The organism is Brevundimonas sp. GW456-12-10-14-LB3, assembly GCF_059424365.1.
On sequence record NZ_JBWKZJ010000017.1, the window covers coordinates 25503 to 51807 of the forward strand.

The following is a 26305-nucleotide window of genomic DNA, read 5'->3' on the forward strand; positions in this document are numbered from 1 at the left end:
GGCGTGTCGGTCGGACGAATTTCCCAAGCAGGATTAGCGTTTGACGGAGTCAAACAATTTAACTGCGAATCAACCAACGAATCAGCGTTGACCCGACCGGCGCGCCGCGTAAGTTTTGGGCTCTAACGCACTTCCATCCCAACACGGATGAAGACGGCGCGGGACGATAGTTTCGCGTTGGCGGGAGATGTCTGTCCAGGAGTTCGGCCCCGCCCGAAAAGCATCGCTTTTCGGGGCTGGAGAAGTCGTCCCTGAACCATCGCCCTGAAGTGCAGACGATCGGATTGGCTTTTTGGATTGGGTGGCGGAGCGATGGTTGGGGGTGCGATGGCGGCGGCGAACGGCGTGGACGGATCGAACATGACGGATCCGAACCGCATCTGGAACGAGGCCTCGTTGCGCCTGAGGGCCGAAATCGGCGACGGCCCCTTCTCGTCCTATATCGCCCCCTCGGCCGTGCGGATGGATTCCGCCGGTCAGCTGATCCTGGTCACCCCCACCGCCTACGCCCGCGACTGGGTTCGCAAGAACGCCCTGCGGCGTATGAACGAGCTGTGGCTGGGCCTGGACCGGCTGAACCGCCGGCTGGACGTCCGCTGCCGCGCCGAAGTGGGCTCGGCGCCCCCGGCCTCGGCGGTGATCGGCGGCAATGTGGTGGACGCCACTCCCCGTCTGGCGGCCCTGGCCCAGCCCACCGTCGCCCCCGTCGCCGACGGCGCCCGGGCCGTGCGCGCCGCAGGCCTGCAGGAGCGTCTGACCTTCGACAGCTTCGTGGAGGGTCAGGGCAACGCCTTCGCCCTGGCCATCGCCAAACAGGTGGCCAGCTGGGCCGACGGCCACTTCAACCCCGTCTTCTTCTGCGGCCCCTACGGCTACGGCAAGACCCACCTGCTGAACGCCATCGCCTGGGAGGCCCAACGCCTGCGGCCCGAGGCCAAGGTGGTCTATCTGACCGCCGAACGCTTCCTGTCGACCTTCGTCAAGGCGATGCAGGACCGTTCGACCGCCGCCTTCAAGGAAAGCCTGCGCTCGGCCGACATGCTGCTGCTGGACGATGTCCAGTTCGTGGGCGGCAAGGCGAGCACCCAGGAGGAGCTGCTGTCGACCCTGACCGCCCTGATCGAGGACGGGAAACGGATCGTCTTCTCGGCCGACCGCGCGCCCATGGCCCTGACCGAAGTCGAACCGCGCCTGCGCAGCCATCTGTCCGCCGGCCTGACCTGCCCGGTCGAGGCGGGCGACCGGGCGCTGAAGATCGCCGTGGCCCAAAACCGCCTGAAGGCCCTGTCGGCTCTGGGCGTGGTCCAGGGGGAGGCCGCGCCCGAGGTGCTGGCCCAGCTGGTGGATCGCACCCCCGGTTCGATGCGCGAACTGGAAGGCGCCGTGAACACCCTGGCCGCCGCGGCCGGATCGCGTCTTTCGTCCCTCTCGGTGGACGAGGCCTCGACCCTGCTGGGCGCCGCCCTGCGCGGCGGACCGGAGCGCCGCATCACGGTCGATGAGATCCAGAAGACGGTCGCCGACCATTTCAACCTGAAACAGGCCGACCTGCTCAGCGAGCGCCGCACCCGTTCGGTGGCCCGTCCCCGTCAGATGGCCATGTATCTGTGCAAGCAGCACACCACCCGCTCCTACCCCGACATCGGCCGTCGCTTCGGCGGACGCGACCACACCACCGTCCTGCACGGCGTGCGCAAGATCGAGGAGCTGATGGCCCAGGACGACCAGATCGCCCGCGACGTCGAGGCCCTGACCCGCAAGCTGCGGGGCTGATTTCGAGCGGCGAGCGGTCGGCGGCGAAGGGCGAGCGAATAGAAAACGTCTCATCCCGCCGATTTGCCCCCAATATCCCTCGTCACTCGCCAACTAACCACGCGCCGCTTCCTTGCTCCTTGCGCCCAATCCGCTAGTGTCCAAGGCCCTTTATCGTGGCGCTCCAGCCTGAGTCGCCGCATCCGGGCGAGACGATATGCAACTGACCATCGAACGATCCGCGCTCCTTAGGGCCCTGGGCCATGTGCAGAGCGTGGTCGAACGTCGAAACACCATTCCGATCCTGTCCAACGTCCTGCTCAGCGCGGGCCGTGACCGTCTGGCCTTCGCCGCCACCGATCTGGACATGGAGATGGTGGACGAGGCCGAGGCGACGGTGAACGTCGAGGGCCAGATCACCGCCCCCGCCCACACCCTGTACGAGATCGTGCGCAAGCTGCCGGAAGGCGCCGAGGTCTCTCTGACCTATTCGGGCGACGATCCCCGTCTGGTGGTGTCGGCCGGTCGGTCACGCTTCAACCTGCCGGTCCTGCCGGCGGGCGATTTCCCGGTCATGTCGACCGACAGCGCCGGCGCGTCCTATGTCATGCCCAAGGAAGACCTGGCGCGCCTGATCGACAAGACCCGGTTCGCCGTCTCGACCGAGGAAACCCGCTATTATCTGAACGGCCTTTATCTGCACACGGTCGCAGAGGCCGGCGTGCCCCTGCTGCGCGCCGTGGCGACCGACGGCCACCGCCTGGCCCTGGCCGAGACCCCGGCGCCCGACGGCGCGGCCGGCGGCCCCGGCGTCATCGTGCCGCGCAAGACGGTGGATCAGGTCCGTCGCCTGCTGGACGACGCCGGCGGCCCGGTCGAGATCACCGTCTCGGCCCAGAAGATCCGCTTCCAGATGGGCGAGGCCAGCCTGACCTCCAAGGTCATCGACGGCGCCTTCCCGGACTATCTGCGCGTCATTCCGCGCGGCAACGACAAACAGGCCGACATCGACAACGCCCTGTTCGCCAAGGCCGTCGACCGCGTGGCCACCATCTCGGCCGAGAAGAGCCGTTCGGTGAAACTGGCCTTCGACAACGACCGGGTGAAGCTGACCGTCCGCAACATGGAGGCCGGTCAGGCCGAGGAAGAGGTCGAGATCGGCTATTCCGACGAGCCGTTCGAGATCGGCTTCAACGCCCGCTATCTGCTGGACGTCGCCGGCCAGATCACCGGCGAAAACGCCGCCTTCCGCTTCGCCGACCCGGCCTCGCCGACCCTGGTGCTCGATCCGGGCGATCCGGGCGTGCAGTATGTGCTGATGCCGTTGCGGGTGTGATCGAGTGGCGAGTGGTGAGTGATGAGTGGCGAGCACGACTCGTCCTGCTTTTCTCGCCACTCGCCACGCGCCACTCGTCACCTCCTTGATCTCCTCCCTCACCCTCACCGATTTCCGCTCCTATTCGAGCGCACGGCTGGAGCTCGCCTCCGGCCCGGTGGTGCTTCACGGCCCGAACGGGGCGGGCAAGACCAATCTGCTGGAGGCGATAAGCCTTCTGACCCCCGGCAAGGGGTTGCGGGGCGCGACCGCCGCCGAGATGGGGCGGCGTGAGCCCGGCGAGGCGGTGGGCCGCGCCTGGGCCGTCATGGTCGAACTGGACGACGAGACGCGGCTGGGCACCGGCGTCCAGACGGCGGGCGCGGCGCGACGCATCGTGCGGATCGACGGCGAGACGGCGCAGCCGGGGCGGTTGCTCGACTATCTGCGCCCGGTCTGGGCCACGCCCGAGCAGGACCGGCTGTTCTCCGACGCCCGGGCCGAGCGGCTGAAGTTCTTCGACCGACTGGTCTTCGCCGCCGATCCTGACCACGCCGCCGCCGTCTCCGCCTATGAAAAGGCCCTGCGCGAGCGGCTGCGACTTCTGAACGACGCGCAGGACGGACGCGAGGCCGACCCCGTCTGGCTGGACGCCCTGGAGGCCCGGCTGGGCGAGGCCGGCGCGCGCGCGGCCCTGGCCCGCGTCGCCGCCCTGCAGGCGCTCCAGGCCGCCATCGACGCCCGCCGCGACCGTCCCTTCCCCCAGGCCGACCTGGGCCTGGACGGCCCCGCCGAACAGATGGCCGAAGCCGGCGCCGAGGAAGACGAGATCGCCGCCGCGATCCGCGACGGCCTTACCAAGGCGCGCACCCGCGACGGCGCCGCCGGCCGCTCCCTGTTCGGCCCGCACCGCACCGACCTGACCGCGCTTCACCGCGAGAAGAACCGCCCCGCCGCCGAGGGCTCTTCCGGCGAGCAGAAGGCCCTGGTCCTGAATCTGATCCTGGCCCAGATCAGCCGCCTGTCACACCAGTCGGCCCGCCCCGTCCTGCTGCTGGACGAGGCCCCCGCCCACCTGGACGAAGCCCGCCGCGCCGCCCTGTTCGACGAGATCACAGCCCTGGATCTGCAGGCCTTCATGACCGGCACCGAACGCAGCCTGTTCGCCGGTCTGGACGGCCGCGCCCAGTTCGTCCGCGTCGCCGGCGGGGCGCTGGAGCGCGACTAGTTTAAGCCCTGGGGTTCGGTTATTCTGAAGCCCATGGCCACCCTGACCCTCTCCCTGCCGGACTCGCTGAAGGCCTTCATCGACGCCCAGGTCGCAGACCAGGGTCTGGACGCAGACAGCGACTACGTCCTGGCTCTGTTGAAGCTGGAGCAGGAGAAGCAGCGTGTCCGCGACATGCTGATCGAAGGCCGGGACTCCGGGCCTGGAGAGATCGTGGACGCCGACTACTTCCGCAAACGCATCGACCGTATCGAGGCCGCGCGCCGAGCAGGTCTTGGTCTGGCGCATCCTTCACGCGCAGCGCGACCTCGCGGCGGCCTTGGCTGAGACGGCGTTTCCGAAGGTTCAATCGACATTCAGCTCACTGCGGTCAGGCCGCTCTTCCCGCGTCAGAGGGCCTTGATGCGGCGACCGGGTTCATCACAGCGATCACGGCGGATTCACAGCGGTCACGACGCCATCGGAACCCGCCGTGTTCGCCGTGACCTCGTCGTGCCCGTTGTGATGAACCCACCCTCAATCGGCGTTACGCCGCCAGACGTTTTCCCTTCCGCTGACGCGGGAAGGAAGACCGACACTCAATCGAATAGAGTCTTCAACGCCCGAGGCGCCTCTCCTGGGTTGGCGGCTGCGCGCAGGACGGCAGGACGGCGGCAGGCCCAATGTCGATTGGCCCTAGCCCAGATCTGCGGGCCAAGCCCTTTTACGATCGCCGGCGGACCTACGCACAAACCCTGCGCCAACCGTCCGTTTCGCTCGCAATTCCTGCCGAATTTCCTATATCTTACCAGCTTCGGACGGCGCTGGGATTCGCGTCGTTCGTACCTTGCTTCGAAGCCCGCCGTCCGGGCGTCTCAACGACCGATTTCATGACCGATCCGATTGCCGAACAGCCCGAATACGGCGCCGATTCCATCAAGGTTCTCAAAGGCCTGGACGCGGTGCGCAAGCGTCCCGGCATGTATATCGGCGATACGGACGACGGCTCGGGCCTGCACCACATGGTCTATGAGGTGGTGGACAACGCCATCGACGAGGCCCTGGCCGGCCACGCCGACCTGGTCCAGGTCATTCTGAACGCCGACGGCTCGGTGACGGTCACCGACAACGGCCGGGGCATTCCGACCGACATCCACGCCGAGGAAGGCGTCTCGGCGGCCGAGGTCATCATGACCCAGCTGCACGCCGGGGGTAAGTTCGACCAGAACTCCTACAAGGTCTCCGGCGGCCTGCACGGCGTGGGCGTGTCAGTGGTCAACGCCCTGTCCGACTGGCTGGAACTGAAGATCTATCGCGACGGCAAGCAGCACCAGATGCGGTTCGAGCGCGGCGACACGGTCAAGTCGCTGGAAGTCACCGGCACGGCGCCGATCCGCACCACGGGCGACAAGGCCGGTCAGCCCCTGAGCGGCACCGAGGTGACCTTCTTCCCCTCGATCACGACCTTCAGCCACATCGACTTCGACTTCAAGACGCTGGAGCACCGCCTGAGGGAACTAGCCTTCCTGAACTCGGGCGTGGTCATTCGCCTGGCCGACATGCGCCACGCCGAGCCGATCGACGTCACCCTGCACTATGAGGGCGGGGTCGAGGCCTTCGTGCGCCACCTGGACAAGTCGAAACAGCCCCTGCTGAAGGACGTCATCGTCATTCGCGGCAAGAAGGAGGGGATCGAGCTCGATCTCGCCCTGTGGTGGAACGACAGCTACCACGAGACCATGCTGTGCTTCACCAACAACATCCCCCAGCGGGATGGGGGCACCCACCTGTCGGCCTTCCGCGCCAGCCTGACCCGCGTCATGGGCGGCTATATCGAAAGCTCGGGCCTGGCGAAGAAGGAAAAGGTCGCCCCGACCGGCGAGGACGCCCGCGAGGGCCTGACCTGTGTCCTGTCGGTCAAGGTGCCGGACCCCAAATTCTCCAGCCAGACCAAGGACAAGCTGGTCTCCTCCGAGGTGCGGCCGGCCGTTGAGGCCCTGTGCTCGGAAGGTTTGTCCACCTGGTTCGAGGAACATCCGGTCGAGGCCAAGATGATCGTCGCCAAGATCATCGAGGCCGCCTCCGCCCGCGAAGCCGCCCGCAAGGCCCGCGACCTGACCCGCCGCAAGTCGGCGCTGGAAATCAGCTCCCTGCCCGGCAAGCTGGCCGACTGCCAGGAGCGCGACCCGGCCAAGTCCGAACTGTTCATCGTCGAGGGCGACAGCGCCGGCGGCTCGGCCAAACAGGCGCGCAACCGCGAGAACCAGGCCGTCCTGCCCCTGCGCGGCAAGATCCTGAACGTCGAGCGCGCCCGGTTCGACCGGATGCTGTCGTCGGACCTGATCGGCACCCTGATCCTGGCGCTCGGCACCGGCATCGGCCGCGACGACTTCAACGCCGACAAGCTGCGCTATCACAAGATCATCCTGATGGCGGACGCCGACGTCGACGGCGCCCACATCCGCACCCTGCTGCTGACCTTCTTCTATCGGCAGATGCCCGAGCTGATCACGCGCGGCCATGTCTATATCGCCCAGCCGCCCCTCTATAAGGTCTCCAAGGGCAAGCAGTCGCGCTATCTGAAGGATCAGGCCGAGATGGACGCCTATCTGATCGAGGAAGGCTCGTCCGAGGCCGAGCTGGACCTGTCCACCGGCGAACGTCGCCTGGGGCTGGACCTGCAGGCCCTGGTGCGCGAGGCCAAGGCTTTCAAGGCCGGGGTCGACCGCCTCAGCCAGCGGGCCCCCGCCTTCGCCATCGAACAGGCGGCCCTGGCCGGTCTGTTCACCGAGAACGCCGACACCGCCGAGGCGGCTGCGGCCGCCGCCGTCCGCCTGAACCTCTACGCCGAAGAGGGCGACGGCGACTGGACCGGCGCGCCGGGCGAGCAGGGCGCCGTGATCTTCACCCGCACCCGTCGCGCGGTCCAGGAGACCATCGTCCTGGAAGAGACCCTGATCCGGTCGCTGGACGCCCGCCGCCTGGCCGAGCGCGCCGCCGCCTTCGACGGCGTCTTCACCGCCCCCGCCACCTACCGCCGCAAGGACAAGTCCACCACCATCCGCGGGCCGCTGGACCTGCTGAACGCAGTGCTGGACGCCGGCAAGAAGGGCCTGGCCATCCAGCGCTACAAGGGTCTGGGCGAGATGAACCCGGAACAGCTGTGGGAAACCACTCTGGACGCCAACGCCCGCACCCTGCTGCAGGTCTCGGTCGAGCACGAGGAAGACGCCAACGACCTGTTCGCCAAGCTGATGGGCGACGTGGTCGAACCCCGCCGCGACTTCATCCAGGAAAACGCCCTGGACGCCGCCGTCGACGTCTGACCCTCGGTCCCCTACCTCCTCATCGAAAAAAGCCGCCCCCGATCCTGCGATCGGGGGCGGTTCAGTTTGGCGTCAGGGTTTGACGGGCTGAGCGAAGTCCGGCTGGAGGGAACGTCCCCCAGCCGGTTTCGCCCAGGTTCTGGATCAGTAGGAATAGGCCAGGCGGACCAGGAAGTTCCGGCCGGGTTCCATATAGTCCTTCTGATAGGAGGGGCTCTCGCCCTTGGTCGTATAGTAGCGGTGGCCGTCCAGGATGTTCTGGACGTCGAAGTCCATCGTCAGGCCGGGACGGAAGGTGTAGCGCGAGTGGAAGTCCAGGCTCTTGTTGGGCTGGACCCATTTGTCCACGGCGTTATCGCGCAGGTCTTCGATATAGGCGCCCTGATACTGATAGGACAGCCGGGCTTCGAGGCCGTACTTCTGATAGGTCAGAGAGGCGTTGTAGATCAGATCCGGCGCCTGGATGAAGGAGATCTTGCGCCCCCTGCGGTAGTCCAGACCCGTCTCGGCCTCGCTGACCTGGCGGGTCAGATTGGCCTCGACCCCGAAGCCGTCGAAGGGCGCGGCCATGCCCTCGAACGACTTGATCAGGTTCAGCTCGACGCCCGTGATCCGGGCCGTCTCACCGTTCTTGGGCTGAGTGATGGTGATCACGCCTTCCTGGGTGGGAGCATCGACCGCGCTGCCGTTGGTGAAGATGAAGTGGTCGATCTTCTTGTGGAAGACGCCGATCGACACCAGGCTGGAACGGTCCGGGTAATATTCAGCCGAAACGTCCAGGTTCAGGGCCTCGGCCGGTTTCAAGTCGGGATTGCCCCGGCTGATGGAGACGATCTCGCCCAGGGTCTCGCCCGGCCTCGGCTTCGCCCGGCCGACGCTGACGCCGCGCGAGATATTGCTGAACTCGGGCCGGGAGAAGCTGGTCCAGATCGCGCCGCGATAGACGAAGTTTTCCGACGGGCGATAGATCGCCGTCACGCTGGGCAGGACGTTGGTGTAGTGGCTGTCGGTGTCGCCGAAACCGGTCTGGGCGCCGTCTTCGATCCAGTTGGTGTTGGTGACTTCCGTGTGTTCGACCCGCACCCCGGCGACCACGTCCAGATCGTTGAGCTGGAAGCTGGCCAGGCCGTAACCGGCGTAGATGGTCTCTTCGCCGCTCTTATCGCTCGAGTTCAGATCGGCGTAGGAATAGTTGACCGGATTGGCCTTCTGGGCGGCCTCGATGGCGGCCGTCACCTTGTCGCGGTTCAAGATGGCGCCGTAGTAGTAGCGGCCATTCAGAACGTTGCGGACCTCGCGGTCGATCAGGCCCGACTGACCCAGACTCTTGCCCGCCAGCGGCGTATTGTCGAACGAACCGCCCCAGATCGGGGTCGAGTCGTACTCCCGCTCGGACCGCAGGATCTTCACGCCCGCCTTCAGATGACGGACGAGGCCTTCCATCTCATAGACGGCGTCGAACTTGAACGCCGTGCGCGCGTCGGTCTGTTTGTCGCGGCTGCGGCCGCCGCCGTCATAGGGCAGCAGATTGGGATCGTTCGGCGCGTTCTGAGCGAAGGCCGGCAGTTGCGGCATGGGGAAGCGCGGATCATAGGACGACCACAAGAGGCCCGTCTGGTTGAACGGCGCCGAGCAGGCGTCGCAGTTATAGCCGATGGAGAAGCTGTCCGGTCCGCCCTTTTCGCCGGCGCTGTAGCTGAGGTCATAGTCCAGGGTCAGGCGGTTCAGACGGCTCTGGCCGCCCAGATTGATGGTGCCCAGGGTCGAGGTCTGGTCCAGGGTCTGGAAGGTGCGGGCGAACTGGAAGGTCTCGGGCTTCCAGACGCCGGACCGGCCGAACAGGGACCAGTAGGACGAGCTGCTCTGACGGTCCGCGTCCGTGATCACGCCGTCAGCGTCGAAGTCTTTGATCTGGGCGGTGGTGTAGCTGTAGATGCGGCCCTTGGCGCCGAAGCCGACGACCGCATTGTCCGGCTGGATCAGGCTGGTGTCTTCCAGATCGACCTGTTGCAGGCGTTTGGTCTTGCGGCTGCGGAAGTCGGTGTAGTCATTGGTGCCGGTCCGTTCCAGACGGCTGTACTGACCGCGCAGATAGAAGTCGTTCGTGTCCCCACGATAGTCGATCGAGAAGTTCCCGCCGAACCGCTCTTGCTCGATGCGACGGTAGTCCAGGTCGATGCCCGGCAGGTACATCGAACGCTCGTCGATCTCTTCGGTGCTGTTCCGACGCCAGCGATAGGGCTCCCACTCGCCGTCGTTCTCGGTCTCTTCGTTCAGGCCGTTGCTCTTGCCGTAGTTGAAGGAGACGAAGGCGCCGAAACGGCTGTCGGACGGCAGGCGGCTGGCGAAGTCCAGCTGGACCTGACCGGCGCCGTCCTTTTCATCCTGCTCGCGGGCGCGGTCGTTGATCCCATAGCTGAGGAAGGCGCGCGCCACCGGGCGGGCGAAATCGAAGGCCGTGGGGGTCTGGAAGTTGACGGAGCCGCCGATGGCGTCGCCGTCCATGTCCGGCGTCAGGGTCTTGGAGACGGTGATGCTCTTCAGGCCGTTGGGCGGCAGGACCGTCATCGACATCTTGCGGCTGTCGGGATCGGTCAGGGCGACGCGGACGCCGTTGATCGAATAGGCGTTGAAGGTGCCGGCCAGGCCGCGCACCGAGACATATTCGCCTTCGCCCGTCTCCTGGTTCACGACGACGTTGATGCCGGGCGCGCGGGCCAGGGCGTCGGCGACATTGGCGTCGGGCAGCTTGCCCAGGTCGTCGGACGAAATCACGCTGGAGACCACGCCCGAGCGGCGCTGGGCCTCGATGGCGTTGGCGGTGCTGAGGCGCTGGCCGGTCACGACGACCTCCTCCACCTCGGCGGGCTTCGGTTGCGGCGCAGCGGTCTGGGCGTGGGCGGCGCCCGCGACCAGGACGGCGGAACCCGCCATGAGGACCGCGCGCAGGCCGGTCCGGGCGATGGCGTGACGATGAACGGCCCGTTCCTGGGCCATGAGATGATGCGACATGACTGTCTCCATTGATCCTGATGTGTGGTCGGATCGGCCGTCCGGGTCCGCTCAGGGCAGGCGTCAGCGATCAGCGACGCGCGGGCGCGCCCTGACTGCATCAACCGCTCGCCCCAGACCCGGGCCGATAACTATTGGATTGCGACGGCGCCGCCGGAACCGGCGGGCCGATGTCTTTCGCTCCGTCTATCCGGAGCGGTGACGACTGGAACCTTCACTCATTCAACAACCCCCATTCGTTGAAATGAAAACTAGGCTTCCGCCCTGCGGTTGATCAGGTCGCAGAGAAGCTGGCGATAGGCCTCGAAGCCGGCGACCTCGACGCCCTGGGCCTTGCCCAGTTCGTCGTAGCGGCGCAGCCGAAGGGCGGCCTCGGCCGCCGGCAAGGCCATGAATTCCTCCACCTCGGCCGGGCTCATCGGTCCGCCCTGCAAGGCCAGGCTCTGAAGCGAGGCGGCGCTCAGCCGATCGACATAGCCCGGCGCCGTGGCGGCCAGACACCGTTTGGCCGCCACATGCAGTCGGACCGGCTCGGTCACTTCAGGTCCAAAGGCGCGGGCCAGATAGCCGGCGCTGATGTGTTCGTGCCGGGTGTCGATGCCCCGGTCGGCGGCGTCCTCGCCGGCCTTCTGCATCATGTGGCCGACGTCGTGCAGCAAGGCCGCCGCCACCAGGGCGGGCGGAGCCCCGTCCGCCTGGGCATGGTGCGCCGTCTGCACCGCATGCTCCAGCTGGGTGACGTCCTCCCCGTAATGCAGCCCGCCCAGCCGGGCGAACAGGTCCGAAAGTTCAGAGACGAAGGCGTCGGCGTCCACGGGAGAGGTCATCAAATTTCCGTCGTAAGCAGCGGTCGAAAGAGCGGGGGTCACAGGCGCATCCGCCCGATGGCCGGATCGGTGCGGCTGGGGCGGCCGGTCTCCACATGACCGGCCAGCCTCTGGATGAAGGTCGGATCATTCTCCAGGCTCACCGTCAGGTCGTACCAGTGGTCGCTGCCGCGCAGGTCCCAGGTCGATTGCGACGCTGCGCCGGGCCGGACGGTCAGCCGACGCCGCGCCTCGCCTTCGGACAGGGGATAGGCGGGGTCCATGTCCAGCACCGCCAGGGCGGCCTCCTCGCCCACGCCCGTCACGCCCACGGTCAGCACGCCCCTGGCGTCTGTGGCGATCATCACCTGCGGCTGGGGCTGGGCGGCGTCGCCGGCGAAGCGGCGGTAGAAGCCGTTGGGGCCGTGAACCATCAGATCATAAGGGCCCGGCCGGCCGGTGTTCCAGTGTCCGGCCGCGTAGGTCTCTCCGGCGGCGAGGGTGAAGCGCCAGGGGCCCGCGCGATCAGTGGCGTCGAACACCTGGAAGACCGCGCCGGTGCGGCCGCGGTTGACCAGGTCGATCCAGACGGCCCCGTCGGCGACGCGGGCCTGGGCGGCCAGATCATAGGGCAGAGGGCGGGCGCCCCGCTGCGGCCCGTCCTGAACGGCCGGAACCTGGCGCTCGGGAATCCGCAGGGTCGGCGCGGCCTTGGAGCGGGCCACGCGCTGCATGTAGTCGGCCGTGGCGGGCAGAGACAGGGCGGCCCAGTCCTGGTTGGGACGCGCGAAGTCGAAGGCCGACGTCAGGTCGCCGCAGACGGTCCGACGCCAGTCGCTGATGTTCTCCTCCCGAACGCCGAAACGCTTTTCCAGGAACTGCAGCGTCGAGGTGTGGTCGAACACCTCCGAACAGACGAAGCCGCCGCGGCTCCAGGGCGAGACCACGATTGCGGGCACCCGAATGCCCAGGCCCAGCGGATGGGCGCCGCGATGGGCCGGATCGGCGTCGGGCCCATAGAACTTGGCCTCGCCGGCGACGGAGACGGTGCTGTGGCCCTGATCCGGCGTCAGGGGCGGCATCGGCGGCTGGATATGATCGTAGAAGCCGCCGGCCTCGTCATAGTTGACGATGAAGACGGTCTTGGAGAAGACCTCCGGGTGATCGACCAGGGCCTCGATCAGCTGGGCGCAGACGTGCTCGCCCTTGGACGGCTCGGCGTCGGGATGTTCCGACAGATCCCGCGCCGTCACGATCCAGGACACCTGGGGCAGGCGCCCGCCGGCGATGTCGGCGCGGAAGGCCTCCACCAGCTGCTCCCCGTCCGAACGGGTGCGGTCTGCGCCGGTCTTATGCTCCGACACCCAGGACCGGCCGCGCTGATACAGGGGCGACTCCTTGGGGCAGGGCCGGAACGGCTTGAAGACCGACAGGATGTTGTCGCCGAAATTGTCGTACTCCTGATAGACCTTCCAGCTGACGCCCGCCGCCTGGAGCCGTTCGGCGTAGGTGGTCCAGTCATGCGGACCGCGCGCCATCTCCATGTCTTCGGCCATGTCGGCGCTGGGCGTCTCGTCCTCGCCGTAGTTGCTCATCTCCGGGTCGCCGCCGACCTTTCCGCCGCCGTTGCAGCCGGTCCAGAGGTGCAGCCGGTTCGGATAGGTCTGGGTCAGGGTCGAGCAGTGATAGGCGTCGCAGACGGTGAAGGCGCTGGCCAGGGCGTAGTAGAAGGGCAGGTCCGAGGCCTTGTAATAGGCCATCCGCTTGTGAAGCTCGCCGGAATGGCCCCACTGGTCATAACGGCCGCCGTTGACGATGGTGACGGCGGCCTTGTGCCCCTGGTCCGACCCGTCGACCGTATAGGCGTTGGTGGTGCGGGAATCCCCATGGAAGGGAATGACGAAGCCGTCGGGATGCTGGTCGCTGGGCTGACGCCAGACGCTGGCCCCGCCCGGCAGGCGTTGGGGGCGCGGATCGCCGAAGCCGCGCACCCCGTTCAGCGCGCCGAAATAGTGATCAAAGGCGCGGTTCTCCTGCATGAAGATGACCACGTGTTCGACGTCCATGATGGTGCCGGTGGCGTTGTTGGCGGGAATGGCCATCGCCTTGCACACCGCGGCGGGCAGCAGGTTCAGGGCCGCGCCTGCGGCCACGCCGCCCAGAGCGCCCCGCAGGAAAGACCGACGATCATTTGACATGGATCAAATCCCCTCTTCACTTTTGGTATAGACCAGAAGGGGTGTCGTCTTCGGCGAAATTTTCGTGAAGCTTGCGCGGCGGATGTCTGAACCTTCCGTAGACGGACCCGGCTCGCTTGACCCGCAATGCTTGAATTCGCATCTTCCGACCGGGCGGGAATCGACCGTCGTTTGAGCGATTCCATGACGCAGCCGGACAGTCTCCATTACCTCGGGGTGCGCGACGCCATCGCTGCGCGGATCGCGGGCGGAGAGTTGAAGCCCGGCGAACGCCTGCCCTCCGAACGTCAGTTGCAGGTCGGCGGCGGCGTGGCGCGCGGCACGATCCGCGAAGCCCTGTTCCAGCTCGAGGCCGAGGGGGTCATCTATCGAAAGGACCGCAGCGGCTGGTACGTCTCGCCCCCGCCCGTCGTCTATGATCCGACGCGCTGGGAGGGTTTCATGTCCTATGTGGAGGCCCAGGGACGCCGGCCGACCACCGAAACCCTGAGCAAGACCGAGATCGCCTGCACCCCGGTCCTGGCGCCGATCTTCGGCCGACCGGTGGGGGCCCCCATGTACCGCATCCGCCGCCGGCGTTCGGTCGACGGCCGTGCGGTTCTGGTAGAGACCATCGTCGTGGACGCCGCCATGGCCCCGGACCTGCTCAGCCATCCGCTGGACGGCTCCCTGACCAGCGTGCTGAAGTCCGCCTACAACATCGCCGTGGCCCGCAACCAGGTGGACATGCAGCCCTGCGCCCTGACGCGCGGCGAGGCCGAGGCGTTACAGGTCAAGTCGGGCCTGCCCGGCCTGAACGTGGTCCGAACCAGTTATGACGCCCAGGGCCGGGTGGTCGAATTCGACCGCGAATACTGGCGCCACGACGCCCTGAAGATCAGCGTCGACATCCGGGTGCGTTAAGCCCTCGGGCGATCAGGCCCTCCGCGCCGCCTCGGCCTCCAGGGCCGGGATCAGATCCGCCACCGTGTCGATGACCCGGTCGGCGCCCGCCTTCAGCAGACGATCGGCGGCTGCGGCCAGCCGGGCCGACCGTTCGTCCGCATCCAGCTCGGCCAGGGCCTGGGCCGTCAGCCCCGTCAGATTGCCGGACGCGGCGACCCCGATGGTGAAACAGCCGGCGTTGCGCCCCTCGGCGATCCCCACCTCGGCGTCATCCACCTTGACCACGCGCGACAGGGGCCAGACGCCCAGATCGGCGCAGGCCTTGTAGATCATCAGGGGCGACGGCCGTCCCTGAGGCGTCTCATGGGCGCAGACCACCAGGTCGGGGGCGTAACCCTGGTCGGCCGCGCGGGGCAGGACCGCCTGCATCATCTCGCGCGTATAGCCGGTGCAGGAGGCGATCTTCAGACCCTCGCCCCGCAGCCGGGCCACGACCTCGGCGGCGCCGGGGATCAGGTCCGCCGTTTCCTGGGCCAGGCGGATCATCGGCTGCTGGAGTTCGCCCATGACCCGTTCGATCGCCGCCGTATCGGGCGCCGCGCCGTGCGCCGCCCGCCAGGCCTCATTGACGCGGGGCTGTTCGAACAGGGCCCGCACGTGATCGGCCTTGGCCCGGCCCATGTCGCGGCGCGCCTCGTCCTCCGTCACGGGCGTGTCCAAGGCGGCGAAGGCCTCCATCAGGGCCAGAACAGGGGCCCGGCTGCCGAAATCGACCATGGTGCCGGCCCAGTCGAAAACGACCATGTCGAAACTGTCGCGGATGGGGGTCATGGTCACGTCTCCTGAAACAGGTCTGCAATCACCTCTTCGCCGAAGGCGAAGCCGGTGGAGGCGCCGTTGCCGGCGGTGATGAGGGCCAGGCGCACGGCCGGGTGCGGCGCCGCGATCAGATCGGCCTGGGGGCCTCGGGCGTAGGTTCCGGTCCAGCGCTGGAGCACCGGCGGGGCGGGCTGGCCGGTGGCGGCGCGCCATTCGTCCAGGATCAGCTGATCGACCGCCTCGCTGGCGAAGGGGTCCGGCGTGGCCGCGTCATGGTGGCTGTCGCCCATGACCAGGGCGCCGTCGGCGTCCTGGACCGCGATCAGATGGACCCCGTTCGTCAGGGCCTGGCCCTGCTCCGCCTCCAGCCGCGCGCGCAGGGCGGCCGCCTCCGGCAGGGCGGCGTAACCGCCGTAGCGCACCAGGCCCAGGTCCGACATGACCGGAGCGGGCAGATCAAAGCCGGGCGAGGCCAGCCGCATCATCTGAAGCTTGCACCGGGTCACGCCCGCCTGGGCCATTTGATCGGGGAACAGGCTGACCAGGTCGTCGCCGGGACAGACCACCATCCGCTCGGCCTCCACCACGCCCCGACTGGTGACGAGGCGCGGCGGCTCGACGGTCTGGACGGCGGTCTGTCGCCGAAACGCGACGCCGAAGCGATCCGCCAGCCAGGCGGCCAGACGCGGGATGGCGATGCGGGAATCCACGCGCAGCTCGTGGGGGCTCCACAGGGCGGCGACAGTCTGGGGGCCGATGATCTGCGGCGCGCGCGCCCGCGCCTCCTCCCCCGACATCAATCGACACCCTTCGCCCATTTCGGTGGCCGTGAAGGCCTCCAGCACGGCCGCAGCCTCGGGCCGGCGCACGGGCAGCCACAGCCCGCGTTGCAGGACCGGCACGTCCGCCTCGCGCGCCGCCTCATCCCAGATGGCGCGGCTGCGGTGGGCGCGGCTCCAGACCTTCCCCCGCGGCTGGCCCGTGACGGTGACGAAGCCGAAATTGCGGATCGAGGCGCCGTTGGCCTGGGCGTCGCGGTCGATCACCACGACCGACAGACCCCGCCGCGCGGCCGCCAGGGCGCAGGCCAGGCCGACGATCCCCGCGCCCACCACAGCGACGTCGTAGCGTCTCTCCGTCATCCTCGTCCTCGTCATCCAAGCGTCGCAGCAGTGGTCTAGACCACGCGAGTGCAACGGGATGATGTCAAATGATGAAACGGATGCGGTCGTGGCTGGCCCAGGCGAATCCTGTCGTCTTCGTCCTGTTCGCGGGTCTGGCGGGTTTCTGCGCCTATTTTTCCATGTACGCCTTCCGCAAACCCTTTACGGCGGCGACCTTCGACGTCGTGCCCGGATGGGACTTCGCCCTGGACTATAAGATCGCCCTGGTGATCGCCCAGGTCGCCGGCTACGCCCTGTCCAAGCTGATCGGGGTCAAGGTGATCGCCGAAATGCGGGCCGAACGCCGCGCCCTGGCCATCGTGCTGCTGATCGGGGCGTCCTGGATCGCCCTGGTGCTGTTCGCGGTGACGCCGGCGCCGTGGAACGTCGCCGCCCTGTTCCTGAACGGCCTGCCCTTGGGCCTGATCTGGGGCCTGGTGTTCGGCTTCATGGAGGGGCGGCGCACCAGCGAGGTGCTGGGCGCCATATTGTGCGCCAGCTTCATCCTGTCTTCCGGCGTTGTGAAATCGGTCGGCAAGGCCCTGATGGAGCATCAGCACGTCAGCCCCTTCTGGATGCCGGCGGCCGTCGGGGTGGTCTTCATGCCCCTGCTGGCCGTTTCGGTTTTGGCCCTGGCCGCCCTGCCCCCGCCCAGTCCCGCCGATGAGGCCGAGCGGGTCGCCCGCCGCCCGATGATGGCGGGGGAGCGGGCCGCCTTTCTGGCGCGCCACTGGCCGGTGCTGGTCCTGCTGATCGCCGCCTATGTGCTGCTGACGGCCTTCCGAGACCTGCGCGACAACTTCGCCGCCGAGATCTGGCGGGCCCTGGGCTATGGCGACGCCGCCTCGGTCTTCACCGCCAGCGAAGGCCCGGTCGCGGTCCTGTCTCTGGTCGCCATGGGCGTTCTGATCGCGGTCAAGAACAACGTCCGCGCCCTCCTGCTCATGCATGGGGTCATACTGGCCGGTTTCGCACTATTGGGCCTGTCCACCCTGGCCTTCCAGCATGGTTTGATGTCGCCGATCGCCTGGATGATAGCGGGCGGCGCGGGGCTTTATCTGGCCTACACCCCCTTCAACGCCATGCTGTTCGACCGGATGATCGCCTATTCCGGCACAGTCGCCACCGCCGGCTTCCTGATCTACTTGGCCGACGCCACCGGCTATCTGGGCAGTGTGGCCCTGCTGCTGTTCAAGAACTTCGCCGTCGTGGACCTGCCCTGGCTGCCCTTCTTCACCGGCGCCGCCTATGCGACCAGCCTTGCGGGCCTGGTGCTGGTGGGGGGCTCGGCCCTGCTGTTTCTGCGCGGACGGCGGGACGGCGCCGCTTCAACTTGACTTTCGCGGCCGAAGCGCCCATTTGCGCTGCATCGCACAATCGCGATCTCCGGCGTCTCCAGCGCGTGTGGGTCCCCTTTCGGACCTGACTGTAGCAGCCGCCGGCTCCTCATAGTCATTCGCTGCCCGGACACGCGGGGCGGCGCCCGATCCACCCCGCAGGCCTCGTCTTTGAGGCTCCGTCGGGACTGGCGGTGCGCGGCCCGACGGCGTCATGCCATGGCCGATGCGCGTCGCCGCACGCGAAAGAAACTGCCGTGAGCATCACCTTCGAATCCATGGGCCTCAATAAGGCCCTCCTCCAGGCCCTGGCCTCGACCGGCTACGTCAAGCCCACTCCGATCCAGGAAAAGGCCATCCCCGACGTCATGGCCGGCAAGGACCTCTTGGGCATCGCCCAGACGGGCACCGGCAAGACGGCGGCCTTCGCCCTGCCGATCCTGCATCGCCTGGCCGAGAACCGCACCCCGCCCGTGCCGCGTACCACGCGCGCCCTGATCCTGAGCCCCACGCGCGAACTGGCGACCCAGATCGGCGACAGCTTCAAGGCCTACGGCGCCCATCTGGGCTTCCGGGTCGCGGTCATCTTCGGCGGCGTGAAATACGGCGCCCAGGAACGCGCCCTGCAACAGGGGCTGGACATTCTGGTCGCCGCGCCGGGTCGTCTGCTGGACCATATCCAGCAAAAGACCCTGGACCTGTCCTCGACTGAGATCTTCGTTCTGGACGAGGCCGACCAGATGCTGGACCTGGGCTTCATCAAGCCGATCCGCCAGATCGTCAGCCGTATGCCGGCGCGCCGTCAGAACCTGTTCTTCTCGGCCACCATGCCGACCGAGATCGGCAAGCTGGCGGGCGAACTGCTGAAGGATCCGGTCAAGGTCCAGGTCACGCCGCAATCGACCACGGTCCAGCGCATCGCCCAGTCGGTCGTCTATATCGAACAGGGCAAGAAGCGCGCCCTGCTGACCGAGATGTTCAGCGATCCCGAGTACAAGCGCTGCCTGGTCTTCACCAAGACAAAGCACGGCGCCGACAAGGTCGCGGCCTATCTGGAAGCCGGCGGGGTCGAGGCCGGCGCCATCCACGGCAACAAGTCCCAGCCGCAGCGTGAACGCACCCTGGAAGCCTTCAAGAAGGGCAAGCTGCGCGTCCTGGTCGCCACCGACATCGCTGCGCGCGGCATTGACGTCGACGGCGTCTCGCACGTGGTGAACTTCGAACTGCCGCACGTGCCGGAATCCTATGTCCACCGCATCGGCCGCACGGCGCGGGCGGGCAAGGACGGCACGGCCGTCAGCTTCGTCGCCGGCGACGAGATGAAACTGCTGCGCGACATCGAAAAGGTCACGCGCCAGAAGATCCCGGTCGCGGACCGCCGCAACGACAAGCAACTGGCGGCGCTGGACGCCTCCATCATGGCCGCCGGCGTGGCCAAGAAGGCGACCCTGCCGGAACGTGAAGGCGGCGAGCGCAACGAAGGCGGTCGCGGCGGGCGGGGACGTCGGGTTCCGCACCGCGACGGCGTCCGTCCGGAAGGCGGCGGCCAGCCCCACCGCCAGCGCCGCAACCGCCCCGGCGGCGAGGCGGCCGCTCCCCGTCCGGAAAAGACCTACAACCCCCTGGCCGGTGAAAAGACGACCCCGCGCGAACCGCGTCCGTCCGATGCGCGCCAGCACGAGCCCCGTCCGGTCGGCGAGATGAAGCGCCGCCCCCGTCGCCGCCCCTCCAACGGCGGCAAGGGCTACGCCGCCAAGGGGTGATCCTCACCGCCTTCCCCCCGCCTGCGGGAGAGGGTCTGGAAAGAAAAACGGCGGCGCCTTTGCAGGCGCCGCCGTTGTCATGTCAGCCGGGGCTGAACCGACTTAGAAGTTCCAGGTCGCGCCCAGCGAGAAGCCGACGCCCGAACCCTTGGCCTCGCCCCGCAGGTTCGAGATGACCAGGCCGTTGTTGTACAGGTCGCGCGTGTCGTTGATCGTGGCCGTGTCGATGTCGATATAGGTCACGGCGCCGTCGAAGGTCATCGAACCGACCGTCTTGGACAGGCCGGCGGCGTACAGCCAGCGGTCGCCGTCGGGGATGCGGGCGGTGCGGTGATCGTCCGGCGTCGGGGTCGGGTCATAGCCCAGGCCGGCGCGGACCGTCATGGTCGGATCGATCTTGTAGTCGAAGCCGATCGCGCCGGTGGTGACGTCGTCATAGTCCTGAACGATGGTCGAGGATCCCGTGGCGCCGTAAGCGACGCGGATGGCGTCGAACTCGCTCCAGCCGATCTGATTGACCTGGGCGTTCAGGGTCAGGCGGTCATTGACGGCGTAGCGGGCCGAGACGGTGGCGAACCAGGGGGTGGTGAAACTGGCGACGCCGTCAGCCGAGACGTTGGCGGGAGCCAGGACGCCGGTCAGGCCCGAGATGTTCACCGTGCCGTCCAGCTCGTGCTCGATCTTGGAGCGATACGACAGACCCAGGTCCAGCTTGCCGAAATGCATCTGGGCGCCGGCGTTCCAGCCGTAGTTCCAGCCGTCGCCTTCCAGCTGGTTGCGGCCGTCGGTCGACGGCGAGACGACATAGGCGGGCGACAGGACGGCCGGGATCGGCGCGTTCGGCAAGGCCGAGGACAGGGTGGCCTTGGCGAACTGAGCGTCGAAGCCGGCGCCGATGTCCAGCCAGTCGGTGACCGTCATGGCGGCGACCAGGCTGACGTTGGCCGAGCGCAGTTCCGACGTCAGGGCGTCGTAACGGGCGAAGTCCGTCGGCTCGTACTTGGTGGTGAAGTTGTACGGCGCCTGGACGGCCAGGCCGACGTTGAAGCGGTCGCCGATCGGCATGGAGACGGCGAAGTTCGGCACGATGCCGCTTTCGACCACCTCGTGGACGTGCGGGTCGCCGTTGACCGGATAGGTGCGGCTGACGACGCCGACGCCGGCGACCGGCACATTGTAGGTCAGGGTCGAGCCGGTGTTGTCGACGTCGGAATCCAGGACCAGGCCGTGCATGCCGACATAGAGTTCACGCTGGGTTCCGGCGATGGCGGCCGGGTTCCACCACAGCGACTGGACGCCCTTGTCGGCGCCGACGCCGGCGTTGGCGCGGCCCTGGGCGCGGGTCGATTGTTCCTGGACGTAGAAGGAGCCGGCCATGGCCGGAGCGGCGACGCCGGCCAGCAGGGCGGTCGTCAGCGCAATGCCGCCCACGCGGGCGAAATTCCTGGGAGTCATAAAAGCCATTCCTATAGTTCAGCCCCCGCCATTTACGCGGCGGTGGGTATTCGGGGAGGTCGATCGCACGGCAGCGCTTTCGTCAGGAAAACGTTGCATGCGTGGCGGGTCTCCGCCCGGAAACGGGCGAAACTGTGTCTTAAAAAGCCCACATGATCACACCGGCGAGAGGTTACGCCGGGGCAGGTTCATTCGGATGAATGACAGTGTCGCGCAATACACAGTCATTCTTTCCGCAACGGAAGGAATCCTTGACCGCCCCACATTCGCCTTGCCTATCCGTGATAGGATCGCCATCTGAAGCCGCTTCCGTCGCCGAATAGAGCCCCATGTACGAAACGCCCGAACTGGAAACCGACGCCCTGGTCCGCTCCAGCGCCATCCGCATCCATCAGGCGGAGGATTTCGAAGGCATGCGCAAGGCCGGGCGTCTGGTGGCCGAGGCGTTGGACATGATCACGGCCCATGTGAAGCCGGGCGTCACGACGGGCGCGATCGACGACCTGATCCGCGAATTCACCCTGGACCACGGGGGCCTGCCCGCCTGCCTGGGCTACAAGGGCTATGAGAAGACCGTCTGCACCTCGATCAACCACGTCGTCTGCCACGGCATCCCCGGCGACAAGGTTCTGAAAGAGGGCGACATCGTCAACATCGACCACACCGTCATCGTCGACGGCTGGCACGGCGACTCCAGCCGCATGTATGCGGTGGGCGAGATCAATGCGCGAGCCAGGAAGCTGATCGACGTCACCTATCAGTCGCTGGAGTTGGGCCTGGAGCAGGTCAAGCCGGGCAATACGTTCGGCGACATCGGTTTCGCCATTCAGAAGTTCGTCGAGGCCCAGCGGATGAGCGTGGTGCGTGACTTCTGCGGCCACGGCATCGGCCGCGTCTTCCACGACAGCCCCAACGTCCTGCACTATGGCAGGAAGGGCGAGGGCGCCGTGCTTAAGGCCGGCATGTTCTTCACCGTCGAGCCGATGGTGAACCTGGGCAAACCCCATGTGAAGGTCCTGTCCGACGGCTGGACCGCCGTGACCCGCGACAAGTCCCTGTCGGCCCAGTGCGAACACACCATCGGGGTGACGGAAGACGGACTGGAGATCTTCACGGCCTCTCCGGCAGGACTGTTCCGCCCGAACTGAGGGGGCGCGAGCCTCGCCGCCTGCGCACAGGCTCTATCCTCTTCGATGTCGTGACGCTAGGTTGCCGCCGCACAACCGAAGAGCACGACGATGAAGACGCCTTACGCCGCCGCCGGCTTCTTTCTTCTAACGCTCGGTTGCGCTTCGGCCGACAGGTCTGAGGTCGAGCGAGACCGACCCGTCCACGATCGCCAGACGGCTGCTCGGCGATGCGTTCCTTTGGAGACAAAGGCTTGGTTCAGCTGTTGGGTGTCCGCCTCGAACGCCCCGCTGAGCCATTGCGTCGCCTACGCTGAGGACGACCCCGCCTGCGGGCTGAAGGCGCGGGGGGGCGCCTATCTGAGCCGCGGGGCGCCGAGCGGCCATGCAGGGACCACAGAACGGTCAGGCGGCTGGATGCTCATCCCTGTTTTTGCGGATGAAGAGGGCCGCGTCGGAATGGCGGCCACGCGGATGGATGGAACACGTTATCTGAGCCATCACGACCAGTCGCCGCCCCCGACGGACGCGCCCCTTCCCCCACAGTGGCCGCGTTGGCCTGCGGGGCTGGAGTTCGGCCCCGAGCAGACCAAGCCATGATGTCGGAGACGGACGAAGGGGCGGGGGCTCCGGGCCGAACCAAGTCGTCGCCCCGCCACAGCGGTCATCGCGATCGGCTGCGCGAACGGGCGGCGAAGGGAGGGTTGAACGCCCTGCCCGACTATGAGCTGCTGGAACTGCTGCTGTTCCGCAGCGTGCCCTATAAGGACACCAAGCCGCTGGCCAAGGATCTGCTGGCGCGGTTCGGCGGGCTGGAGGGCATCGGCGCCGCCAGCCACGAGGCGGTCGAGGATCAGGTGGCGCGTTCCCTGGGCTATGCGCCCGGCAAGGCGACGCGGGCGGTGGCGCTGGACCTTCAGCTGATCTTCGACGTGACGCGGCGGATCGCGCGCGAGCCGACGGCGAAACGGCCCGTCATCTCGTCCTGGAGCGCCCTTCTGGCCTATGTGCGCGTGGCCTTGCAGCACGAGCCGCGCGAGCAGTTCCGCGTCCTCTACCTGGACAAGAAGAACCAGCTGATCCTGGACGAGGTCCAGAACAGGGGCACGGTGGATCACGCGCCGGTCTATCCGCGCGAAGTGGTGCGTCGCGCCCTGGAGCTGTCGGCCAGCGCCCTGATTCTGGTTCACAACCACCCTTCCGGCGACCCGACGCCCAGCCGCGCCGACATCGAGATCACCAAACAGGTTGTACAGGCCGGCCGCGCCCTTAATGTCGAGGTTCACGACCATCTGGTCGTCGGCCGCGAAGGGGTGGCCAGCTTCAAGCAACTGGGTCTGATGTGATGATCAATCTGTCGCGCCGCAGCCTGATCGCCGCATCCGGCCTGGCGGCGGCGGCGTCAGCGGCCAGGGCGGGTTCAGCGGACGCGACGCCTGTCGTCATGGTCTCGACCTGGGACTTCGGCGCGGCGGCCAACGCCGAAGGCTGGAGGGTGCGCCAGAGCGGCGGCTCGGCCCTGGACATGGTCGAGGCGGCGGCCCGCGTGCCCGAGGCGGACCCGACCAACGCCTCGGTCGGCCTGGGCGGCTATCCGGACAGGGACGGCCATGTGACCCTGGACGCCGTGATCATGGACGACGCCGGCGGTCTGGGCGCCGTCTGCGCCCTTGAGGACGTGGTTCACGCCGTCTCGGTCGCGCGCCGTGTGATGGAGAAGACCCCGCACGTCATCCTGGTCGGGGCCGGCGCGCGGGACTTCGCCCTGTCAGAAGGGTTTGAGACGACGAATTTGCTGACGCCCCAGGCCGAGGCCGCCTGGCGCGAATGGCTGAAGACCGCCCGCTACGCCCCGCGCGCCAACAGCGAGAACGACGACTGGCGCCGGGCCGGCGCCGGCGGGGTTCTGGATCATGACACCATCGGCGTCCTGGGCCGCGACGCGACCGGCCGCATGGCCGGGGCCTGCACCACCTCCGGCATGGCGTTCAAGATGCGGGGCCGCGTGGGCGACAGTCCGATCGTGGGCGCCGGTCTGTTCGTCGACGGCGAGGTCGGCGCCGCCACGGCGACCGGGGTGGGTGAAGAGGTGCTGCGGGTCTGCGGCGCCCACGCCGTGGTCGAGGCCATGCGTCACGGAATGGACCCGGCGACCGCCTGTCGGCAGACGATCGAACGGATCGCCCGGCTGCGGGGGCGGGCCGTCGCCGAGGCCCAGGTCGGGCTTCTGGCCCTGACCAAGGCGGGGCGCGTCGGGGCCTTCGCCCTTCAGCCCGGCTTCACCTACGCCGTCACACGCGCCGACGGGGCGACCGAAATCTTGAACGCCGAAAGCCTGTTCGGATGAACCGGCCGACCCTGACCACCCAACGTCTGGTGCTGACGCCGGTCGATCTGGCCGACCTTGAGGACCTGCAAGCCCTCTGGGCCGATGCGGACTTTACGCGCCACATCACCGGCCGTCCCATGACCACCGAGGAGGTCTGGTTCCGCCTGCTGCGCGACCTGGGCCAATGGGGCGTAAGGGGCTACGGCAGTTGGACGATCCGCCTGATCGAAGGCGGCGCCTATGTGGGCAATGTCTCGATCCTGGATCATCGACGGCTGATCGATCCGCCGATCGACGATCCGGAACTGGGCTGGGGCCTGGCGCCCGCCTTCCAGGGACGGGGCTTTGCGAAAGAGGCCCTGGAGGCGGCCCTGGCCTGGGCCGACGCCCATCTGAGGGCGGCGCGGACCCTGTGCATGATTTCGCCCGACAATCTGGCCTCCGTTCGCCTGGCCGAGCGGGTCGGCTACCGCCCCTATCGGCGCACCACCTATAGGGACGAGCCGGTTCAGCTGTTCGAACGACCCGGGGGTGCGAACTGGGCGCGAACTGAGCGCGAACCGGGTGCAGGCTGACCGAACCGGCCCCGCCGTAGTCCGTCGTTAAGGTTTATGGGGCAGTCTGACGCGACCAGATCGAAGGCCCGCCCATGCCCATGTCCGTCGAAACCCTGCGTCGGCATCTGATCGACGCCTTTCCCGACGCGGAAATCGCCATCGAAGACCTCGCCGGGGACGGCGATCATTATCGCGCCCGCATCGTTTCCAACGCCTTTGCGGGCCTGGCGCGCGTGCGCCAGCATCAGTTGGTCTACGCCGCCCTGAAGGGACAGATGGGCGGCGCCCTGCACGCCCTGGCCCTGGAAACCTCAGCCCCGTCCGACAAGGGGTGATCGGATGCGCTATCGTCCCTTCGGCGCCTCGGGCGCGGCGATTTCCAATCTGACGCTCAGCTTCGGCCCCGGCTGCCTGGCGCGGGGACGCGAAGCGGCGCTGGACCTGCTCTACTCGGCGCTTGAGGCGGGCATCAACGCCTATCGGCTGGAGACCGCCGATTCCGTTCTGGCCGAGATTCTGGGCGAAGCCCTGTCCCACGTGGACCGCAAACTGGTGTGCGTGGCCCTGACCCTGGGCGCCGACCGCGACTTTTCGGCCGAAGCCATGACCGCCGCCCTGGATCGCGTGCTGCACTTCTCGCGGCTGGGCTGGATCGACATCGCCATCCTGCAGGAACCGGGGGAACACGAACTGTCGCAACAGGCGCTGAACGCTCTGAAGGCGGCGCGCGCGGCCGACCGCGTCAAACTGCTGGGCGTGGCGGGTTCGGGCGACGTCATGGACGCCTACATCTCCACCGGCGCCTTCGACGTCCTGGCGACGCCGTTCGACATCAATGCTGACTGGAAGCGGCGCAACCGCCTGCGCGCCGCACGCGAACAGGACATGGCCGTCATCGCCTATGACTTCTACACCGACCGTCGCGCCAGGCCGCGCGGCCCAGAGACCGTCGCCAAAAAGGGCCTGTTCGGTCTGGGCGCGCCCAAGCCGCCGCAACGTTCTGGCGGACCGGACGCCTTCGGCTTTCTGTATCGCACCCCCGGCTGGTCGGCCGAGTCCATCTGCCTGGGCTATGTGCTGACTGAGACGACGATCTCAAGCGTCATCGTGCGCGCCACCGACCCCGACCATCTGCGGATCTTGGCCGAGACGCCCGAGCGCGATCTGCCCCCGTCCCTGGCCGCCCAGATCGAAATGGGTCGCGTCGCCGCCTCGGCCGCGGCCTGACTGAGCGCGTCAGAACCGCGTCGGTTC

At 67.6% G+C, this 26305-nt stretch carries 20 protein-coding genes; 14 read left to right on the top strand and 6 right to left on the bottom strand.

The genetic code is table 11. From position 1 onward, the window contains the following. The first annotated feature begins 312 nt into the window (after positions 1–312). The 5 genes from dnaA to gyrB all read left to right on the top strand — a co-directional run bounded on the left by dnaA (position 313) and on the right by gyrB (position 7600). Positions 313–1773 carry a chromosomal replication initiator protein DnaA gene (gene dnaA / locus AC07XS_RS08905; protein WP_494732662.1) on the top strand — a complete coding sequence of 487 codons (1461 nt, stop codon included), beginning with the start codon at positions 313–315 and terminating at the stop codon, positions 1771–1773. Positions 1774–1969: 196 nt separating this feature from the next. Further along, positions 1970–3088 carry a DNA polymerase III subunit beta gene (gene dnaN, locus AC07XS_RS08910; protein ID WP_182714189.1) on the top strand — a complete coding sequence of 373 codons (1119 nt, stop codon included), beginning with the start codon at positions 1970–1972 and terminating at the stop codon, positions 3086–3088. 85 nt (positions 3089–3173) lie between these two features. After that, the gene (gene recF / locus AC07XS_RS08915) at positions 3174–4295 is read left to right on the top strand and encodes a DNA replication/repair protein RecF (protein ID WP_182714190.1); all 1122 of its coding nucleotides are present in this window, start codon (positions 3174–3176) and stop codon (positions 4293–4295) included. A gap of 33 nt (positions 4296–4328) precedes the next feature. Continuing rightward, complete coding sequence (locus AC07XS_RS08920) at positions 4329–4622, top strand: ribbon-helix-helix domain-containing protein (RefSeq protein ID WP_182714191.1); 294 nt, start codon at positions 4329–4331, stop codon at positions 4620–4622. Positions 4623–5164: 542 nt separating this feature from the next. After that, positions 5165–7600 carry a DNA topoisomerase (ATP-hydrolyzing) subunit B gene (gene gyrB, locus AC07XS_RS08925; RefSeq protein WP_182714192.1) on the top strand — a complete coding sequence of 812 codons (2436 nt, stop codon included), beginning with the start codon at positions 5165–5167 and terminating at the stop codon, positions 7598–7600. Between the two features lie 144 nt (positions 7601–7744). Here the strand turns inward: gyrB and AC07XS_RS08930 are convergent, their stop codons facing one another. The 3 genes from AC07XS_RS08930 to AC07XS_RS08940 form a co-directional block, all read right to left on the bottom strand. Further along, complete coding sequence (locus AC07XS_RS08930) at positions 7745–10612, bottom strand: TonB-dependent receptor (RefSeq protein WP_321208040.1); 2868 nt, start codon at positions 10610–10612, stop codon at positions 7745–7747. Positions 10613–10863: 251 nt separating this feature from the next. Beyond that, a complete protein-coding gene (locus AC07XS_RS08935; protein ID WP_182714194.1) occupies positions 10864–11439 on the bottom strand; it encodes an HD domain-containing protein in 576 nt (191 codons plus the stop codon). Positions 11440–11477: 38 nt separating this feature from the next. Continuing rightward, positions 11478–13616 (bottom strand): phosphocholine-specific phospholipase C, encoded by a 2139-nt coding sequence (locus tag AC07XS_RS08940; protein WP_182714195.1) that lies wholly within the window; start codon positions 13614–13616, stop codon positions 11478–11480. Between the two features lie 183 nt (positions 13617–13799). Between AC07XS_RS08940 and AC07XS_RS08945 the strand changes: the two genes are divergently transcribed. Beyond that, positions 13800–14519: a UTRA domain-containing protein gene (locus tag AC07XS_RS08945; protein ID WP_182714196.1), complete on the top strand. Its 720-nt coding sequence runs from the start codon at positions 13800–13802 to the stop codon at positions 14517–14519. 12 nt (positions 14520–14531) lie between these two features. On the opposite strand, the gene phnX is transcribed toward AC07XS_RS08945, so the two are convergent. Both phnX and AC07XS_RS08955 read right to left on the bottom strand, forming a co-directional pair. Beyond that, positions 14532–15332, bottom strand: a complete 801-nt coding sequence (gene phnX, locus AC07XS_RS08950; protein WP_182714197.1) for a phosphonoacetaldehyde hydrolase — start codon at positions 15330–15332, stop codon at positions 14532–14534. Positions 15333–15334: 2 nt separating this feature from the next. Beyond that, positions 15335–16462: a TIGR03364 family FAD-dependent oxidoreductase gene (locus tag AC07XS_RS08955; RefSeq protein ID WP_152948859.1), complete on the bottom strand. Its 1128-nt coding sequence runs from the start codon at positions 16460–16462 to the stop codon at positions 15335–15337. 71 nt (positions 16463–16533) lie between these two features. On the opposite strand from AC07XS_RS08955, the gene AC07XS_RS08960 reads away from it, so the two are divergent. Both AC07XS_RS08960 and AC07XS_RS08965 read left to right on the top strand, forming a co-directional pair. After that, entirely contained in the window at positions 16534–17820 is a 1287-nt protein-coding gene (locus AC07XS_RS08960; RefSeq protein WP_494732663.1) for a DUF5690 family protein, read from the top strand. A 278-nt stretch (positions 17821–18098) separates the two neighbouring features. Further along, positions 18099–19583: a DEAD/DEAH box helicase gene (locus AC07XS_RS08965; protein ID WP_182714216.1), complete on the top strand. Its 1485-nt coding sequence runs from the start codon at positions 18099–18101 to the stop codon at positions 19581–19583. 102 nt (positions 19584–19685) lie between these two features. Here AC07XS_RS08965 and AC07XS_RS08970 read toward each other — a convergent pair whose 3' ends face one another. Next, positions 19686–21047, bottom strand: a complete 1362-nt coding sequence (locus AC07XS_RS08970; protein WP_054763878.1) for an OmpP1/FadL family transporter — start codon at positions 21045–21047, stop codon at positions 19686–19688. A gap of 320 nt (positions 21048–21367) precedes the next feature. On the opposite strand from AC07XS_RS08970, the gene map reads away from it, so the two are divergent. From map to AC07XS_RS09000, 6 genes are all read left to right on the top strand, one after another. Further along, positions 21368–22186: a type I methionyl aminopeptidase gene (map, locus tag AC07XS_RS08975; RefSeq protein WP_182714199.1), complete on the top strand. Its 819-nt coding sequence runs from the start codon at positions 21368–21370 to the stop codon at positions 22184–22186. Between the two features lie 578 nt (positions 22187–22764). Further along, on the top strand, positions 22765–23511 hold the full coding sequence (gene radC / locus AC07XS_RS08980; protein ID WP_182714217.1) for a RadC family protein: 747 nt from the start codon (positions 22765–22767) through the stop codon (positions 23509–23511). Next, positions 23511–24512, top strand: a complete 1002-nt coding sequence (locus AC07XS_RS08985; RefSeq protein ID WP_182714200.1) for a glycosylasparaginase — start codon at positions 23511–23513, stop codon at positions 24510–24512. The genes radC and AC07XS_RS08985 overlap by 1 nt, the downstream gene beginning before the upstream one ends. Next, positions 24509–25069: a GNAT family N-acetyltransferase gene (locus tag AC07XS_RS08990; protein WP_182714201.1), complete on the top strand. Its 561-nt coding sequence runs from the start codon at positions 24509–24511 to the stop codon at positions 25067–25069. The genes AC07XS_RS08985 and AC07XS_RS08990 overlap by 4 nt, the downstream gene beginning before the upstream one ends. A 74-nt stretch (positions 25070–25143) precedes the next feature. Then, positions 25144–25386: a BolA/IbaG family iron-sulfur metabolism protein gene (locus tag AC07XS_RS08995; RefSeq protein WP_054763938.1), complete on the top strand. Its 243-nt coding sequence runs from the start codon at positions 25144–25146 to the stop codon at positions 25384–25386. 4 nt (positions 25387–25390) lie between these two features. Then, complete coding sequence (locus AC07XS_RS09000) at positions 25391–26278, top strand: aldo-keto reductase family protein (RefSeq protein ID WP_054763939.1); 888 nt, start codon at positions 25391–25393, stop codon at positions 26276–26278. Positions 26279–26305: the final 27 nt, after the last annotated feature.

Coding starts and splice junctions, on each gene's coding strand:
- dnaA (WP_494732662.1), top strand. CDS start 313: ATGGTTGGGGGTGCGATGGCGGCGGCGAACGGCGTGGACGGATCGAAC.
- dnaN (WP_182714189.1), top strand. CDS start 1,970: ATGCAACTGACCATCGAACGATCCGCGCTCCTTAGGGCCCTGGGCCAT.
- AC07XS_RS08920 (WP_182714191.1), top strand. CDS start 4,329: ATGGCCACCCTGACCCTCTCCCTGCCGGACTCGCTGAAGGCCTTCATC.
- gyrB (WP_182714192.1), top strand. CDS start 5,165: ATGACCGATCCGATTGCCGAACAGCCCGAATACGGCGCCGATTCCATC.
- AC07XS_RS08930 (WP_321208040.1), bottom strand. CDS start 10,612: ATGTCGCATCATCTCATGGCCCAGGAACGGGCCGTTCATCGTCACGCC.
- AC07XS_RS08935 (WP_182714194.1), bottom strand. CDS start 11,439: ATGACCTCTCCCGTGGACGCCGACGCCTTCGTCTCTGAACTTTCGGAC.
- AC07XS_RS08940 (WP_182714195.1), bottom strand. CDS start 13,616: ATGTCAAATGATCGTCGGTCTTTCCTGCGGGGCGCTCTGGGCGGCGTG.
- AC07XS_RS08945 (WP_182714196.1), top strand. CDS start 13,800: ATGACGCAGCCGGACAGTCTCCATTACCTCGGGGTGCGCGACGCCATC.
- phnX (WP_182714197.1), bottom strand. CDS start 15,332: ATGACCCCCATCCGCGACAGTTTCGACATGGTCGTTTTCGACTGGGCC.
- AC07XS_RS08955 (WP_152948859.1), bottom strand. CDS start 16,462: ATGACGGAGAGACGCTACGACGTCGCTGTGGTGGGCGCGGGGATCGTC.
- AC07XS_RS08960 (WP_494732663.1), top strand. CDS start 16,534: ATGAAACGGATGCGGTCGTGGCTGGCCCAGGCGAATCCTGTCGTCTTC.
- AC07XS_RS08965 (WP_182714216.1), top strand. CDS start 18,099: ATGGGCCTCAATAAGGCCCTCCTCCAGGCCCTGGCCTCGACCGGCTAC.
- AC07XS_RS08970 (WP_054763878.1), bottom strand. CDS start 21,047: ATGGCTTTTATGACTCCCAGGAATTTCGCCCGCGTGGGCGGCATTGCG.
- map (WP_182714199.1), top strand. CDS start 21,368: ATGTACGAAACGCCCGAACTGGAAACCGACGCCCTGGTCCGCTCCAGC.
- radC (WP_182714217.1), top strand. CDS start 22,765: ATGTCGGAGACGGACGAAGGGGCGGGGGCTCCGGGCCGAACCAAGTCG.
- AC07XS_RS08985 (WP_182714200.1), top strand. CDS start 23,511: ATGATCAATCTGTCGCGCCGCAGCCTGATCGCCGCATCCGGCCTGGCG.
- AC07XS_RS08990 (WP_182714201.1), top strand. CDS start 24,509: ATGAACCGGCCGACCCTGACCACCCAACGTCTGGTGCTGACGCCGGTC.
- AC07XS_RS08995 (WP_054763938.1), top strand. CDS start 25,144: ATGCCCATGTCCGTCGAAACCCTGCGTCGGCATCTGATCGACGCCTTT.
- AC07XS_RS09000 (WP_054763939.1), top strand. CDS start 25,391: ATGCGCTATCGTCCCTTCGGCGCCTCGGGCGCGGCGATTTCCAATCTG.